Raw genomic sequence first — 15613 nt, 5'->3', positions numbered from 1 at the left:
TGTTAGACATATGAAAAAAATAGCAGTGGTCGGCAGTATAAATAGTGATTATTTTGTGGAGGCAGATGTGCTTCCTAAGACAGGTGAGACAATACTAGGAAACAACTTTTTTAGAGCACTCGGAGGAAAGGGTGCAAATCAGGCTGTAGCTGCCTCTCGTTTAGGAGCACAGGTCACGTTTTTTGGCTCTGTCGGTAATGACGACAATGGGAATTTTGCAAAGGATTCTTTTCTTCTGGAAAACGTAGAAACTTCTTTTCTTAACGCTGTGAATAACGCACATACAGGAGCAGCCTTCGTTGAAATTAGTAATTCTGAAAACCGAATCATTGTAATTCCGGGAGCTAATAGCCATACAAATGAGAAGTATGTAAAAAGTCACTTAGAACAGATTTTGAAGCATGATATTTTTATTTTCCAGCTGGAGATACCAATGGAAACGATTGAATACCTTATACCAATTCTCTATGAGAACCAAAAGATAATTATTGTGAATCCAGCCCCATCTCAACATATAAAACAAGACATTCTAGAGAAAATTACTTATTTAACTCCAAATGAACATGAATACCATTTGGTTCTCGATCAGTCAGACAGTAAGATGGAGGATGCATTGAGCAAATTTCCTAATAAGCTCGTAATAACATGCGGTCAAGAAGGGGTTAAATTTTTTGATGGGAGTCGCATAGTTAATGTTCCAGCCCGAACAGTTCAAGCAGTAGATACAACTGGTGCTGGAGATACTTTTTGTGGTGCCTTTGCTGTTGCACTAGCTGAAGGGAAGGATTTGAGCGAATGTATCCGCTTTGGAAATATTGCTGCAGCCTTGTCCGTACAGAAGAAGGGTGCACAAGCGGGCATGCCGTATAGAAAAGACTTAGATCAAATTTTTAAAAAGGAGCTAATCCATGACACAGAAGGGGATATTCCAAAGAATTAAAAAAGACTGGGTCATTTACTTGATGCTCTTTCCGGCCATATTATATTTTGTCATTTTTAATGTGATCCCTATTATCGGCATGAAGCTCGCTTTTCAGGATTACCGTGTTATTGGGGATAATATCTGGGTCGGTTTGAAGCATTTTAAAGTACTATTCGATTCTCCAGCTTTTTTTGATGTATTACAAAATACGATTATTATTAGTTCGATGAAGATAATTTTCTTTTTTCCAATCCCGATTATACTTTCATTGATGATCAATGAACTTAGAAATGGGCCATTTAGAAAATACGTACAATCTGTGATTTATTTACCTCATTTCCTTTCATGGGTAGTTATTGCAGGAGTATGGATTAGCTTACTTAGTCCTGATAGCGGTGGCGTAAATGTCATCAGAAATTTTTTTCAACTACCAACTCTAGATTATATGACAAGTAAAGATCATATCAGATGGGTGCTAGTATTTTCGGAAATGTGGAGAAGTGCTGGATGGGATTCCATCATTTATCTTGCAGCTATTATGAAAATTAGTCCTTCTTTGTATGAAGCAGCACGTATAGACGGAGCTTCTACTTTACAACAAATGCGTTTTATCACGTTTCCACAACTGTTAAGTACAGTCGTAGTCGTTTTCATACTAAATTTAGGTTTCTTCTTGAATGCAGGGTTTGACCAAGTATTCAATATGATTAACGATTCTACGATTAGTAAAATCGATATTCTCGATACATATGTCTACCGTATCGGAATTCTCAATGGACAATACGCTTATGCAACGGCAGCCAGTCTTTTTAAAGGTGTAATTGGTGTTGTTTTAATACTGAGCACACATTTTATATCGAAAAGGCTGACGGGGAAAGGAGTATGGTAAATGATGCGACGTTTTTTTAAGCGCTTTACTTGGTCTCACTTTATCATTTCTACAATTTTGTTAATCCTGTCATTTATGATTCTAATTCCTATCTTGAATCTTTTAGCAATGTCCTTCTCAGACCCTTTACAGGTCCATAAACTTAGTGGGTTGGATATTATTCCAAAAGGTTTTTCATTTATCAATTATGAGGTGTTATTTTCAAATCCACTTATAGTTAGAAGTATTTTCAATAGCCTTTTTCTTACAATTGTCGGGACTGCTTTAAATCTGTTTCTGACTGCTTTAGCTGCTTATGTTTTAGCGAAGACAGAATTTGTAGGTAAACGAGTTGTTGTTGTCTTTTTAATAGTGATTATGGTTTTTGAGCCAGGTCTCATCCCGGAATATCTTCTAGTTAAAGACTTAGGGTTACTTGACACTTATGCTTCTCTATTACTATATAAAACGATTAATATTTTTTATTTGTTTATCCTAATGCGATTTTTTGAAGAAGTACCAGATGGTATTTTGGAAGCAGCAAGAATCGATGGAGCAGGACATTTTCGAATTTTTACTCGAATTATGTTACCACTATCCAAACCAGGTTTGGCTACATTGGGACTATTTTATGGAGTCTATCATTGGAACGAATATTTCCGCGCAACGATTTACTTAACAGACCCAAATAAATGGCCATTGCAAGTAGTTCTTCGGCAATTTGTAGTAGAAAGAGACAATACTACTCTCTTAGGAGCACAGAATGTCCTTTCTTATGAGCAAGTCCAAGCACTAGATTTTGGTTCTTTACAAGCGGGAACAATTATTATTTCCATCGTTCCATTGCTTGTTTTCTATCCTTTTATTCTTAAATATTATGCGAAAGGAACACTAGAAGGAGGGGTAAAGGATTAAGTCGTAAGTTCAGGTTGAATTGTAACACCAAACTAAAGGGGGAAATGAAATGAAGAAGATGCTTTTATTGGTTTTAGCTTTTGTTATGATTTTTGCAGCAGCTTGCTCTAATGATTCAGACGATGCGAGTGATGCAACAGTCGATAAAGATGGGGTAGTTACACTAAAAGTTGTATTTAAAGATGAAGGCCCATCCAATCCAGTGGCGGTTAAGTACTTTGCCAACTTAGAAAAGGCTTTAAAGGAAGATAAAGATTTGAATGTTAAGTTTGAATTAGTAGAAATGCCACAAGGTAACTATGCAGAAAAGTTAAATCTACTATTAATGAGTGGGGATATTCCAGATTTAATATATTTCCAAGGTGGAGATCAGCAAATAGCTAATCAGGATTTACTAGAAGATCTAACTCCTTATATTGAAAAATCCGAGTATATCAAAGATATTATGCTACCACATAACGAAGAAAGAATTAAAAACTATCCATACCTACTTTGGATAAAACCATTGGATTCGAAAACACCAGTTATTCGTAAAGACTGGTTCGAAAATGCTGCTAGTTCAGATGCATTAATGGTAGACCCAACAGTTGAAAACTATCATACATTCTTTAAAGAAGTTGTACAAAATGCAGACGGTGGTAAGCCATCTTATGCAGTAACGGTAGCTGGAGATATTGCCGAACTAGATACTATTTTCAAAATGGCTTTTGGCTTGAACCAAACTTGGCTAGAACAGGATGGAAGTTATATAAATTCTAAAGTTTCTGAGCAAGAGAAAGCGAAATTGACTTTCTACAATCAATTATATGAAGAAGGATTATTGGATCCACAGTATTTAACGAAGCAATGGGATACAAAGGAAGAAGCCTTCTATGATGGCGACGCAGCTGTGATTACCGGTACAAACGGGAAGGTTATTGACATTTATAACGGGAAAATGACACAAGTAAATGGTGCGGACGCTGAGCTTGTCGTACTTCCACCCGCAAAAGGGGAGTACCAAGGGTTTATAGCTACAGATATTACGAAAGAATCTCGTGGATTAGCGATATCTTCTCAATCTAAGAGCAAAGACGTGGCTTTTGAGGTGTTGGATTATTTAGCTAGTCCAGAGGGGCAAGTACTAGATCGTCTTGGCTTTGAAGGTGAACATTTTAATATTACAGATTCTGGAACTGAGTTAACGGAAAAATACTACAATGAATGGTACTCAAGATTTTGGGAACCAGAGGCTTTTGAACTTGAAAAACCACTTGTTACGCCATTATTAAGCGAACCTGCACAAAATTCAAGAGACCTTGCAAATGAATTCTATAATCCTGATAACAGTTTCATAATCCCTGAGGAGTTTGTTTCCAAGTGGGATGCGATGGAAAATATTTATAAAGACTTCTCTGCAGATGTTATTACAGGAAAACGACCAGTTAGCGAGTTCGATGATTATGTAAAAGAGTGGAATGAGGCTGGTGGAGCAGAAATTACGGAATATGCTAACGAAACAATTAAGTAAGGGGTAAGATAAATGGTTTCTTTTCAAGATCGAGTAAAGGGAGTTCTTCTATCAACAGCACTTGGTGATGCAATGGGAGCAACAATTGAAAAATTAAGTTATCAAGAAATCAAAAAACAATATGGCCGTGTAGAATCGCTAGAAACAAAGTGGTATAAGGCAGATATCCCGGAAGAAGACAGATTAGGGAGGATGCGTGGGAATGGAATAATTACAGATGATACATTAATGACAAACGCATTGATACAGGTGTATATGACAAAGAAAAGACATCTCGATGCGTATGACATGGGCGATGAATTCATTAAAGAGATTGCGTATAAAAAGCAATACATTCCGGAGTTTGGAAAAGAAGCAATGATTATTGATCGTTTGTTTTATCCGGAAAAAAATATTTTTATAAGACATGTGTTAGCAAACTGTGAGCCAAGAGAAGGCGGCATAGGGAATATGGTCAACTGTGGAGCAGCTATGTATATTGCACCTATTGGCATAGTCAATGCAGGTAACCCAAAAGCTGCATATGATGAAGCGATTTTGTTTGCGATGGGTCATCAAAGTAGTTATGGACTGGAGGCGGCTGGAGTATTAGCCGCCTGTGTTGCTAAAGCGTTTGAACCGAATATCACAATCGGTGAAATAATTGAAACCGCGATATTCTTTGCTAAAGATGGAACGAAGGAAGCAATACAAGATTTAACAACTGCAGCTAAAGAGTTACGAACGAAAAATGCTGACATGGATGAAGTAATACAAGTCCTTCAGAAGAAGATGGAAAAGTATTCACCTATGAAGGATGATGTGCATCGAAAATTTGAGAAACTTGGTATTCCATCGAACCACTATACACCAAGTAGGTTATTTTCTATTGAAGAGCTTCCGATGGCACTTGCCTTTATCGTATTAAATGATGGTGACTTCTATACTTCTATTTATGACGGTGTAAACTCTGGAAGAGATACAGATTCCATCGGTGTGATGACTGGTGTTATTTTAGGAGCTATGCAAGGTGTTGGCGTTATAAAGAAAGAAGATATAAAACTATTGGAAGAAACAAATAAAACGAATTTCACTCTTCTAGCAGAGCAATTTACTAAAGTAGCAGAAATGATAATAAAAGAGGATCTTGCGCTAAATCAAAGGAGAAACAGTCTATTTGACTCGGAATAAATGAATTGGAGTGAATCACGTGTTACATGAAAATTATTTGGAAAAGGTGTATGCGGGATTCTTGGGAATGAACGTTGGAATTAGACTAGGTGCACCGTTAGAACCAACAGAATGGACATTCGAAAGAATATTACAAGTCCATGGAGACATTAAAGGATACGTTAAAGATTATAATATGTTTTCTGCAGACGATGATGCAAACGGGCCTCTATTCTTTATACGAGCTCTCTATGATGATGCGAAGGATAGAGAAGTTCGGGCAGAAGATGTAGGGAAGGCATGGTTGAACTATTGTCGGGAAGGCATTGGAATGATTTGGTGGGGTGGAGAAGGTATAAGTACAGAGCATAACGCCTACCTCAATTTAAAAAATGGGATCCAGGCTCCTAAATCAGGATCTGTTGAGCAAAATGGAATTGTGTTGGCAGAACAAATAGGCGGTCAAATTCTTATTGATAGCTGGGGGTTAATATACCCACAAAATGTTGAAAAAGCTGCTCATTTTGCGGAGATAGCTGCCAGTGTTTCTCATGATAAAGAAGGTCTTTACGGTGCAAGATTTATGGCTGCATGTATATCTAAAGCTTTCACAGCAACTTCCATTTCTGAAATAATAGACGCAGGATTATCAGTGATTCCCAAGGAGTCAGTTTATGCAAGTGTAGTGAATGCAGTTCTAGAATTTCATCTTCAGAAACCAGAGGACTTTCGTGAATGTCGCAATTATTTAGAAGCTGAATGGGGGTATGATAAGTATCCTGGAATATGTCATATTATCCCGAATGCAGGGGTATGTATTTTAGCATTACTTTATGGAAATGGAGATTTTGCAAGAACTATTGAAATTGCCACAATGTGTGCATGGGATACAGATTGTAATGCTGGAAATGTGGGGACAATTACTGGTGTATACGGCGGTACTCGGGGTATTCCTCTCCATTATAGAAAACCAGTAAACGATTGTATCGTTGCTTCCAGTGTCTCAGGCTACTTAAATATTGTGGATATTCCAACGTTTTCAGCAGAGCTCGCGCTATTAGGGTATAAGATGGCCGGCGAAACTCCGCCTGATAACCTTCAAAACAAAGTGAAAAATGGAGAGGTTTTCTTCGATTTTGAGCTTCAAGGATCTACACATGGGTTCAAATCAGACAATCCTTTTAAAGCATTTATTCAGCATAGCGATAAAGTCGGACAGGGATCGTTGGAGGTCATTTTTGACCGGATGTATGGGGATAGTCAAAGTAAAATATTTTATAAGCCTTTCTATCGAAGAGAAGAATTCAATGATGAAAAATATAAACCAACTTTCGCTCCTAAAGCATATAGCGGTCAGCAAGTGGCGGTTGATATGTATTTAGATAAATGGCAAGGCTCCGGTATTTTTATCAGACCATATATTCGTAATACCTTTACAAAGGAATGTATGATATTCGAAAAAATTGAACTCGAGAATCATCGATGGATTAGTGTACAATTTACAATTCCAGATACGAGTGGAGCATTGATAGATGAAATTGGATATATTCTGGAGAGTCCATCTACTTCGCTCGAACGTGCATTTGGCGCAATCTATTTGAAAAATTTCCATATCTTTGGGAACTCTGAATATACTATAGACTTTTCAAAGCAAGCTGTTGAATTTCTTAGTATTACTCCATTTGCACATCATAATGGTAAGTGGTCGTTAAATGGAGACAAGATGACATGTTTATCTGAAGGGAATTGTTCGAGTTATACAGGAAATTACTATACAAAAGACGCAATTATAGAATTCGACGTTCATCCAGTTAGCGGTGATAGCCACAAAATGATCTTTAGAGCGCAAGGAATTCAACGACATTATCTTGTAGGATTTGATGGAGTAGACAAAGTATCCTTGATCTTAAATGATTTTGGTTACGAACGTTTAATCACCGTACCCTTTATTTGGGGAATTGGTGAAAAGTATCGTTTCCAGGTTCAATATAAAGGGAAAAATATTCGGTTTTCTATCGATGATGAAATTATTTTGGAATATGAAGATGACAAAATCACTTCTGGAATGATTGGAATTGGATGTTTAGATAAGGGAGAACTAGATATCTCATCATTTAAAGTGAAGGAAGTAGGATGAGTACGATCAGGCAACCGCTATAGGAACCGATACTCACTAAAAATTTACTCGGTGATTCTATAGCAAAACGTCTGTCCAAAGCACTTCGGAAACGCTAAAAACAGGTTTTGACCTTAAAATACCGGGCATTTTTTGCCTGGTTTTCTTACCATAATTCGGCAGGGAGTTTGAGCTTTCGTGAAAAAAAATGTAACGATTAGAGATGTAGCAAAAGAATCGGGTTTATCCATCGCTACTGTTTCAAGATATCTAAACGGCAAAGGCTATTTAAGTGAGCAATCAGAGAAAAAAATTAAAGAAGTAATGGAACGACTAGATTATAAGCCAAATGAAGTAGCAAGGAGTCTATCTATTGGAAAAACGAATACGATTGCACTAATTATACCAGATATCACGAATCCATTCTTTCCCGAATTAGTAGTCGCCATTGAAGGCGTTGCAAGAACAAGAGGCTATAGCTTATTTTTAATAAATACACCAGAAGAGCTGCTTCATTCAAACGGTTTTTGGAGAAGTCTTGAAAGTCGATTTATCGATGGTTTGATTTTGGGGTCCTTTCAATTCACTGGAGAGGTATTAAAAGGGATGGAGAATATGAATCTACCTTTTGTTCGTATTGACCGTGCGGTAGGTGATGATGAAAATAATTCCTTCGGCGTGGATAACAGCGAAGGGGCTAAACTCGCAGTGGAGCATTTAATCGAGGTAGGTTGTAAGAAAATTGCCCATATAAGTGGACCAAGCTCTTATCCTTCTTCCTCAGAGAGGCTGAAAGGCTACCGAGAAGCGATGAAACGATATCTTCCTTTTCAGGAAGAATGCATTTATGAAGGTGATTTCTCTTTAGAAAGTGGTCAAAAGCTCATAAAACAGTTATTGAATGATCATAGAGATTGTGATGGTATTTTTTTCGGAAACGATCTTATGGCAATCGGTGGACTAAAAACGTTAAAGCAAATGAATATTCAAGTGCCAGAAGAAATAGCGATTATTGGATTTGATGGAATTCAACTAACTCAAATGGTGGACCCTGAAATTAGTACGATTGAACAACCAATTTATGAATTGGGGAAACTCGCAACTACTCACCTAATCGACATGATTGAAAAAAAGAATGAAGGCAGTGATTATGTTAAGTTAGATGTGCGTTTGAGGGAAAGGGAGTCTACTTTGGGGAAACACCCCGGTGGAGCAATTCTTCCTATTAAATAGTGAAATAATCATGGTTGTATTGCAATATGAAAAAAGAGGTTTCCTACCTAATGTAGGGAGCCTTTTTCAACGAATAGGATCGATCCTCTGTTTTTTCAATAACTCGGCAAACTGATACGCAGGCATTGGTTTGGAGAACAAATAGCCTTGCACCGTATTGCAATTATAGTTTTGTAGAACCTCCAATTGCTCCATAGTTTCGACGCCTTCTGCGATTACATCCATTTTCAATTGGTTTGATAATTGAATAATCATATGTACGATGAAATTTGCATCCTCTTGTTTGGCAATACTTAAATCCTGTATAAACGTACGATCAATTTTTAGTATGTCAATTTTCCCGTTAAAATGATGCAGATGGGATAAAGAAGAGTATCCAGTCCCAAAATCATCTAGTGCTATTTTGATCCCTAAATTTTTTAACTCATCTAATAGAGAGAAGACAATTTCCTCGTTCTTCAAAATAGAAGTTTCGGTAATTTCAATCTCTAAGTACTGGGCTTCAAGCTGAGTTTCTTCCAGTGTTTCCTGTATACTGCTGACTAAATCTTTCTCCATGAAGCGAGAAGCTGATAGATTGATAGAAACTGGAATAGCAGGTAAGTTTGCTTCCTGCCACGTTTTGTTTTGAGAACAGGCAGTTTTTTTAACCCATTTTCCAATATTATTTATAAAACCAATCTTTTCTGCCAAAGGTATAAAATCGTTAGGCAGGATTAACCCTAATTCAGGATGATTCCATCTAATAAGGGCCTCGGCTCCAATGATTAAATTCTTCTTCGCATCGACTTTAGGTTGGTAATACAATTCAAACTGGTTTCGATCTATTGCATTTACAAGGTCCAATTCCAGTGCAGTCAGAGAAGATGCAAATACTTGATCGCTATCAGTTCCTTCTATGCTATTTATATTAGAAATGCTATTTTTTTGATGATTATTTTTCTTATCTGCGCTATGCTTATGTAATGAAAGCTGATTTACATCAAGATTTGGTGTGGGCTGCATTGGTTTTTCTCCTTATATAATATTTTTAAGAAAATCCAATAAAATTAATGTTATAATTTTATTGGATTTTGATTGAATTAGTGGACGAATGGTAGATCTAATGTAGTAATTGGACCTTTTAGTGATAAAGCAGTTTCGTTACTTACATTTGGAAATAAAGCTACTGCTAATACGATTAATAGAATAATAGATAACTTTTTCATGTTTTTTACCGTCCTTTTTTTATATAATATGGGGTGATCCTGTTGGAAATGAAATACTTAGGCATTGAAATAAGTAAAATGAGAGCTGAACTGGGATTTTCCCAAAAGGAGCTCGCAAAAGATATTTGTACACAGTCGACGATAAGTCGAATAGAGGCCGGAGAAGTTTATCCAGCAATAGATACTTTATTGAAGATAGCCCTAAAGCTACAAGTCCCAGTCGAGTATTTTATTGAGATGTTATTTCATAAAAATGTCTTAGAAAGCGAAAAACTTATAAAAGATATTGAGTTTCATTTAAAAGAGCATAATTATCAAAAAGTTATTTCTATTATTAACAGTAATAAACTTGATGAAGATAATGTTTGGTTGAACTTATATTTAGAATACATATTACTAACTTCAAACTATTCTTTAAAACAGATTGACCCTGATGAATGTATAGTTAGTCTGAAAAGAATATTAAATTTTTCTAACCAAACTACCATTCAGTTCCGTTTCCTTCATATTAAAATAAATAATTCAATTGCAAATATATACGGAGATAAGGGTGAAAGTTATAAATGTTTGTATCACTATAATAAAATATTGAAGGAACATATCCATAAAAATTATAATGATTATAAAATTTATGAAACACTTATAATTGTATTATTTAATAAGTGTAAAATACTGTATGATATCAATGACATTGACGCAGCTTTAGAAACCGCTAACCTTGGTATTCAAAAGGCTAAAGAATCAACATTTTTCTTTTTTACTGGGCAATTCCTCTATTACAAGGGTCAATGCTTAGAAAAAAAACTTGCTCCAGTTGCAGAAATTAGAGAAGTATACCGACAAGCTCTATTCATCTTTGAATTTCAAGAGCTTCCATTCTACATTCAAGCGATTAAACAGAATAAAAAGCAATATTTAGATTAGACTGGGTGTCTTATTAGCATTTTCGTTAAACTTCTATTGATAGAATAGTTTCCTCCAATCTTATTTTAAGTATTGAAACTTCCTAAGACTCTATGAGCATTTTAGAAGGGTACGAAATACTTAAATAAAAGTGTATTAATTTCTTTTTGCATTTCAAATATACTAGATATACTAAAAAAAATCTTTAGTGTATGCATAAATGGATATTTTCTTAAGCGGTCGAATACTAATTTCGACTGCTATTTTTGTACTAAAGAGAAATATGTGAGCACGTAGAAGCGTCATAAATTGATATACAATGGAAATACTAATGCTATATAAGGAGGAATGCGAGATGAAGGTGCGGATGGAGTGGGTGTACAAAACGCCGAGAGGAGCGGAGATGGAGTTCTTTTCAGAGGAGGTGCCAGCTGCGCAGGCATTGTTGTTTTCGGAAGATATGGAACGTACAGGAAGACTAAAGCAGGTGACATTTGTTGATCGGTTCGATAGTTCTTGGACTGTGAAAGAATTGAAGGGATATTTGAAAGGTATTGAGACCGAGCCACATAATGTGACGGTATATTTTGATGGAGGATATGACCGTGAAACGAAAAGTTCTGGTCTGGGTTGTGTCATTTATTATGAGCAGAATGGCAAGGCTTATCGATTGAGACGAAATGCCCCCGCGACAGGTTTGGAATCGAATAATGAGGCGGAATATGCTGCGATGCATTTAGGGTTACAGGAATTGGATTTGCTGGGTGTTCATCATTTGCCTGTTCGGTTTATAGGTGATTCACAGGTAGTTATCAATCATTTAAACGGCGAGTGGCCAGTAATTGAAAGGGATTTGACTGGTTGGGCAGACCGAATTGAAGAGAAGCTATTGAGTCTTGGAATTCAAGCGGAATACGAGTTAGTACCGAGGAAAAAGAATGGGGAAGCAGACCGTTTAGCTACACAGGCTTTAAATGGTATTGATATTCAGGCTGTCATTGAATTGGTGGGGGATTAGGTTTGTTTTTCCTACTTAGTTTCCTAACTACATATTGAAAACACCATTGTCTACAAGGGACAATGGTGTTTTTGCTTTACCCTAGAATCATAAAAAATTCCTATAAATGTGCAGCATTTTCTTGTTTTGCTGGTGAATCGTTGTTGTCTTCCGGTAAAGATTCTACTTTTTTAGCTAATTTTTTCTGCTGAGATTTAGGGAAAGCTTGTTTTGCTTCTGCCTTTGTATTAGCATCTTGTACATTTTCATTATAATATTGAACGCTTGTCATGGCACCCTCTTCAACCATACGATTATCATCTGGATCGTTCGGGTCGGAGAAACCTGTTTTTGTCATTTGACTTGGTTTTGTATTTTTAGAAGCCACCATAGAATCAATCTTTGTTTTAGAATTTTTTACTGCTGTTTTTAATTGTGCTTTATTGTTTTTACTTGTGAGATATACTGCTGCAAGTGCGGTAGCTGCCCCTATTATCATAGATCTTTTATTTCCGTTTGCCACAATCATCACTCCCTTTCTATATCTATACCCACTTCTTTTCATGCTCAATCCTTTTTTATCTGTCATTTTTTTGATTGTTTTATTAATCAGGCATATCTGTAACAGAACGTATGTACAGTACAAATGCCCGATAACTTTCACACTAAAAATAGTGTAAAATAATTGTCGACATACATGAAAAAGGAGAATAAAGCATGACAGGAAACACACACATCATAGGAGGTCTTGCAGCAAGTCTTGCTTTTGCCCAAGTTACAGATTTTGAACCTATTCTATTAGTAGGTGCAGGAGTAGTTGGTGCCCTAATACCGGACATTTGCCACGGTGGTAGTACAATCGGTCGTAAATTTAAAGTATTATCCAAGGTGATCAACGCCCTTTTCGGGCACCGTTCCTTCACGCATAGTTTACTATTTTTAGTTTTGATAGCCATTCTTTTGACTTCGTTTGTCGACAACGAATCTATCGTTATGGGTATTCTTGTTGGTATGGCTAGTCACTACATATTAGATATGGCGACCAAAAATGGCATCAAATTATTGTACCCACTAAAGATAACGGTCCGATTTCCCATTACAACGAGAACAGGCGGCACAGTAGAGTATCTCGTATTCGCAGTATTATCACTACTTACTGTCTACTTCGGCTACGGCGTATTCGGAAATTATTTTTAGCAACCAAAACACTCCTTGGAGTGTTTTTTTAGTTACGGTAAATGCTTCTCCTAAGCTGTTATCAGCAATAAGAAGTTCCATGAACTCTAAGAAGGATTTGGAAGTATTATCCATTTCACGAGTAAATGCCTCTTGAAAACAAGTAACTAGCAAATGAAAGCAAGTATTTATCCGAAGAGCGCAAGTTAATAGTAGCCGAACGCAAGTAATGGAGTAGTAAGAGAGAGCGATCGGGTTCCAACATTAAAGCTGGCTTGCTCTCGTATAGAGTAGAATGACTCTCGTATAGAATGATAATTGCGTTAGTCCCTCTCGGATAGAGATGCAACGCTCTCGTATAAACACAAACCTCTCTCGTATAACTTTCTTCTAATAGAACTGTCCAATTATTGATTGAAAAATCGTAATAATCCTTTAAAATTTGCTAGGGATTTGGGAGTATTATCCGTTTCGCAAGTAAATGCCTCTGGAAAGCAAGTAACTTGCAAATGAGAGCAAGTATTTATATGAAGAGCATAAGTAAATATCCGTCGACCGCAAGTAAAGTACTATAGAGAGCAAGTAATTCAAATATCGGAACCAATATCGGGGCAAGTCGAGACGTTTGAGAGAAAATTTGCAATATTTGATTGACGATTTAGTAATGGAAATGGGATAGTTAGGGAAGATGAACAAATAAAGGGGATGAAATTATGGGGAAGGTCTTAGTGTTGGGTGGAACAAGATTTTTTGGTGTACAGCTAGTCGATACTTTATTGAAACAGGGGTTTGATGTGACGATTGCCTCACGAGGAAATGTGGAGGATCCGTTTGGAGATAAAGTGAGTCGTGTAAAGGTCGACCGCTTAGATGTAGGCGATATGCAAAAGAATTTTGTAGATACGGACTGGGATATAGTATTTGATCAAATATGTTACTCCTCCCAGGAAGCGATAGATGCAATAGACGTTTTTACTGAGAAAACGAAAAAGTATGTATTTACATCTTCTAAATCTGTCTATGAATCAGTTAGCACAGGTAAAGGATTTACTGAAGAGAATTTCAATCCATTTGAATACAAGTTAAACGTAGGACCAAAGGAAAACTTTTCCTATGCTGAAGGTAAAAGACAAGCAGAAGCAGCATTTTTCCAGCGTGCATCTTTTCCTGTCGTTGCAGTAAGATTTCCGATTGTCATTGGGCTTAATGACTATACAGAGAGACTGAATTATTATATTCGCAAAGTAAGAGATCAAGAGGATGTGCATTTCGTCAACTTAGATGCCGCTATGGATTATATATCAGAGGAAGAGGCTGGCGATTTTTTAGCATGGATTGGACAATCCGATTTTGAGGGTCCAATTAATGCGACATCCAATGGACACGTAAAAATGGGAGAGCTGCTTGAATATATAGAAGAAAAAGTTGGGAAGTCTGCGAAAGTGGTTGCAACGACGGAGGAAGAGAGCGGATCACCATATAATATTTCAGAGACTTGGCTGATCAGCAATGTAAAAGCAAAGTCATTAGGATATGAATTTAAAGAATTAAAGGAGTATTTGCCAGGGTTAATAAGTGATGCATTAGCTAATATGAATGAGAAGTAGGTTTAGTTGCATTAATCCATTTACTGAGAATGAAATCATGCTCTGTTAGAAAACATACATTCAATATATAATACAAAGTTCTACTTAGAGGGGTGTTCTAAATTGAGTGCTATTATTGGGATTTCGTCAAATTTAAAAGAGGATTTGCTGTCAGTTCCGATGAGCAATGTGCGAGCGATCACACAGTTCGGGGGAGTTCCGATTGTGCTGCCAAATTTAGTTGGAGATGGAATTGAAGAGATTGCAGCAGCAATAGATGGTCTATTATTAACTGGTGGTGGAGATATCGATCCGACGTTGTTTGGTGAAGAGCCACTACCTGGATTGGGTAATATTGTACCAGAGCGAGATCTGTTTGAAGTGGCACTAATTCAAAAGATGTTGGAGTTGAATAAGCCGATTCTAGGAATTTGTCGTGGTGCCCAGATTATGAGTATTGCGATGGGCGGGGATATGTATCAGGATATTTATTCGCAAAAAGAGGGTCCATTATTACAGCATGATCAGGAGGCTCCAAATTGGCATGGCTCTCATTTTGTAGAAGTGACAGAAGGGTCATTGTTACGCAAAATTGTTGGAGTGGATAAATTTAAGGTGAATAGCTATCATCATCAAGCGCTGCGAAATATGCCGGTAGGTTTTATCGTAAGCGGTGTTGCAAGTGATGGCGTTATTGAATCCTTTGAAAGCACAAAGCATCCATTTGTAATGGGTGTTCAGTGGCATCCCGAGAGCTTAATAAGTAAAGGTGATGCTAGTTCGCTCGCGATATTTGAGGCATTTATGAATGCATGCAAGAAGTAATGCTATGTCTAGTTCCAGACGCCAGCAGCTCGATCGCTTCAGACTTGTAGAAAAGGCAAGAGCGCCTTTTACTTCAATCTTCAAGCGTTTTTCGCTGCAGATCGGCGTCTTCCGCTTTTCTTCAGACGACTGTTTTTATAGCAGTCGTTTTTATTATTCTCCTTTTTAATATAAAAATGCAATTCATGAAATTTTTTTTCTGGGG

General features: G+C 36.9%; 15 protein-coding genes. 12 read left to right on the top strand and 3 right to left on the bottom strand.

All coding sequences use genetic code 11. From position 1 onward, the window contains the following. Positions 1–10: 10 nt before the first annotated feature. From rbsK to MKY37_RS05345, 7 genes are all read left to right on the top strand, one after another. Positions 11–940 carry a ribokinase gene (rbsK, locus tag MKY37_RS05375; protein WP_340774601.1) on the top strand — a complete coding sequence of 310 codons (930 nt, stop codon included), beginning with the start codon at positions 11–13 and terminating at the stop codon, positions 938–940. Next, the gene (locus MKY37_RS05370; RefSeq protein ID WP_340774599.1) at positions 909–1811 is read left to right on the top strand and encodes an ABC transporter permease; all 903 of its coding nucleotides are present in this window, start codon (positions 909–911) and stop codon (positions 1809–1811) included. The genes rbsK and MKY37_RS05370 overlap by 32 nt, the downstream gene beginning before the upstream one ends. Continuing rightward, positions 1812–2705, top strand: coding sequence for a carbohydrate ABC transporter permease (locus MKY37_RS05365; RefSeq protein ID WP_445323019.1), 894 nt, complete (start codon positions 1812–1814; stop codon positions 2703–2705). Between the two features lie 49 nt (positions 2706–2754). Then, positions 2755–4215 carry an extracellular solute-binding protein gene (locus MKY37_RS05360; RefSeq protein ID WP_340774597.1) on the top strand — a complete coding sequence of 487 codons (1461 nt, stop codon included), beginning with the start codon at positions 2755–2757 and terminating at the stop codon, positions 4213–4215. A 12-nt stretch (positions 4216–4227) separates the two neighbouring features. Then, the gene (locus MKY37_RS05355; RefSeq protein WP_340774595.1) at positions 4228–5385 is read left to right on the top strand and encodes an ADP-ribosylglycohydrolase family protein; all 1158 of its coding nucleotides are present in this window, start codon (positions 4228–4230) and stop codon (positions 5383–5385) included. Between the two features lie 19 nt (positions 5386–5404). Further along, complete coding sequence (locus MKY37_RS05350) at positions 5405–7501, top strand: ADP-ribosylglycohydrolase family protein (RefSeq protein ID WP_340774592.1); 2097 nt, start codon at positions 5405–5407, stop codon at positions 7499–7501. A gap of 177 nt (positions 7502–7678) precedes the next feature. Beyond that, entirely contained in the window at positions 7679–8713 is a 1035-nt protein-coding gene (locus tag MKY37_RS05345; RefSeq protein ID WP_340774590.1) for a LacI family DNA-binding transcriptional regulator, read from the top strand. Between the two features lie 66 nt (positions 8714–8779). Here the strand turns inward: MKY37_RS05345 and MKY37_RS05340 are convergent, their stop codons facing one another. Continuing rightward, entirely contained in the window at positions 8780–9718 is a 939-nt protein-coding gene (locus tag MKY37_RS05340) for a putative bifunctional diguanylate cyclase/phosphodiesterase (protein ID WP_340774588.1), read from the bottom strand. Positions 9719–9795: 77 nt separating this feature from the next. After that, the gene (locus MKY37_RS05335) at positions 9796–9921 is read right to left on the bottom strand and encodes a hypothetical protein (RefSeq protein WP_340774586.1); all 126 of its coding nucleotides are present in this window, start codon (positions 9919–9921) and stop codon (positions 9796–9798) included. Positions 9922–9969: 48 nt separating this feature from the next. On the opposite strand from MKY37_RS05335, the gene MKY37_RS05330 reads away from it, so the two are divergent. Both MKY37_RS05330 and MKY37_RS05325 read left to right on the top strand, forming a co-directional pair. Beyond that, entirely contained in the window at positions 9970–10845 is an 876-nt protein-coding gene (locus MKY37_RS05330; protein WP_340779845.1) for a helix-turn-helix domain-containing protein, read from the top strand. Between the two features lie 334 nt (positions 10846–11179). Beyond that, positions 11180–11842: a ribonuclease H family protein gene (locus MKY37_RS05325; protein ID WP_340774584.1), complete on the top strand. Its 663-nt coding sequence runs from the start codon at positions 11180–11182 to the stop codon at positions 11840–11842. 100 nt (positions 11843–11942) lie between these two features. On the opposite strand, the gene MKY37_RS05320 is transcribed toward MKY37_RS05325, so the two are convergent. Further along, on the bottom strand, positions 11943–12410 hold the full coding sequence (locus tag MKY37_RS05320; RefSeq protein WP_340774583.1) for a hypothetical protein: 468 nt from the start codon (positions 12408–12410) through the stop codon (positions 11943–11945). Positions 12411–12538: 128 nt separating this feature from the next. On the opposite strand from MKY37_RS05320, the gene MKY37_RS05315 reads away from it, so the two are divergent. The 3 genes from MKY37_RS05315 to MKY37_RS05305 all read left to right on the top strand — a co-directional run bounded on the left by MKY37_RS05315 (position 12539) and on the right by MKY37_RS05305 (position 15408). Further along, positions 12539–13018, top strand: a complete 480-nt coding sequence (locus MKY37_RS05315; protein WP_340774580.1) for a metal-dependent hydrolase — start codon at positions 12539–12541, stop codon at positions 13016–13018. A gap of 692 nt (positions 13019–13710) precedes the next feature. Continuing rightward, the gene (locus MKY37_RS05310) at positions 13711–14604 is read left to right on the top strand and encodes an NAD-dependent epimerase/dehydratase family protein (protein WP_340774577.1); all 894 of its coding nucleotides are present in this window, start codon (positions 13711–13713) and stop codon (positions 14602–14604) included. Positions 14605–14706: 102 nt separating this feature from the next. Then, positions 14707–15408 carry a gamma-glutamyl-gamma-aminobutyrate hydrolase family protein gene (locus MKY37_RS05305; protein ID WP_340774575.1) on the top strand — a complete coding sequence of 234 codons (702 nt, stop codon included), beginning with the start codon at positions 14707–14709 and terminating at the stop codon, positions 15406–15408. Positions 15409–15613: the final 205 nt, after the last annotated feature.

It is taken from the genome of Psychrobacillus sp. FSL K6-2836 (genome assembly GCF_038003085.1).
Classification (GTDB): domain Bacteria; phylum Bacillota; class Bacilli; order Bacillales_A; family Planococcaceae; genus Psychrobacillus.
Note: the sequence above shows the minus strand (reverse complement) of the source record. Positions and strands in the feature narration are given on the sequence as shown.

Excerpts from the sequence above, each read along its gene's own strand:
- MKY37_RS05320 (WP_340774583.1), bottom strand. The coding sequence starts at position 12,410 with ATGACAGATAAAAAAGGATTGAGCATGAAAAGAAGTGGGTATAGATAT.
- MKY37_RS05355 (WP_340774595.1), top strand. The coding sequence starts at position 4,228 with ATGGTTTCTTTTCAAGATCGAGTAAAGGGAGTTCTTCTATCAACAGCA.
- MKY37_RS05325 (WP_340774584.1), top strand. The coding sequence starts at position 11,180 with ATGAAGGTGCGGATGGAGTGGGTGTACAAAACGCCGAGAGGAGCGGAG.
- MKY37_RS05310 (WP_340774577.1), top strand. The coding sequence starts at position 13,711 with ATGGGGAAGGTCTTAGTGTTGGGTGGAACAAGATTTTTTGGTGTACAG.
- MKY37_RS05360 (WP_340774597.1), top strand. The coding sequence starts at position 2,755 with ATGAAGAAGATGCTTTTATTGGTTTTAGCTTTTGTTATGATTTTTGCA.
- MKY37_RS05335 (WP_340774586.1), bottom strand. The coding sequence starts at position 9,921 with ATGAAAAAGTTATCTATTATTCTATTAATCGTATTAGCAGTAGCTTTA.
- MKY37_RS05330 (WP_340779845.1), top strand. The coding sequence starts at position 9,970 with ATGAAATACTTAGGCATTGAAATAAGTAAAATGAGAGCTGAACTGGGA.
- MKY37_RS05365 (WP_445323019.1), top strand. The coding sequence starts at position 1,812 with ATGATGCGACGTTTTTTTAAGCGCTTTACTTGGTCTCACTTTATCATT.
- MKY37_RS05370 (WP_340774599.1), top strand. The coding sequence starts at position 909 with ATGACACAGAAGGGGATATTCCAAAGAATTAAAAAAGACTGGGTCATT.
- MKY37_RS05315 (WP_340774580.1), top strand. The coding sequence starts at position 12,539 with ATGACAGGAAACACACACATCATAGGAGGTCTTGCAGCAAGTCTTGCT.
- MKY37_RS05340 (WP_340774588.1), bottom strand. The coding sequence starts at position 9,718 with ATGCAGCCCACACCAAATCTTGATGTAAATCAGCTTTCATTACATAAG.
- rbsK (WP_340774601.1), top strand. The coding sequence starts at position 11 with ATGAAAAAAATAGCAGTGGTCGGCAGTATAAATAGTGATTATTTTGTG.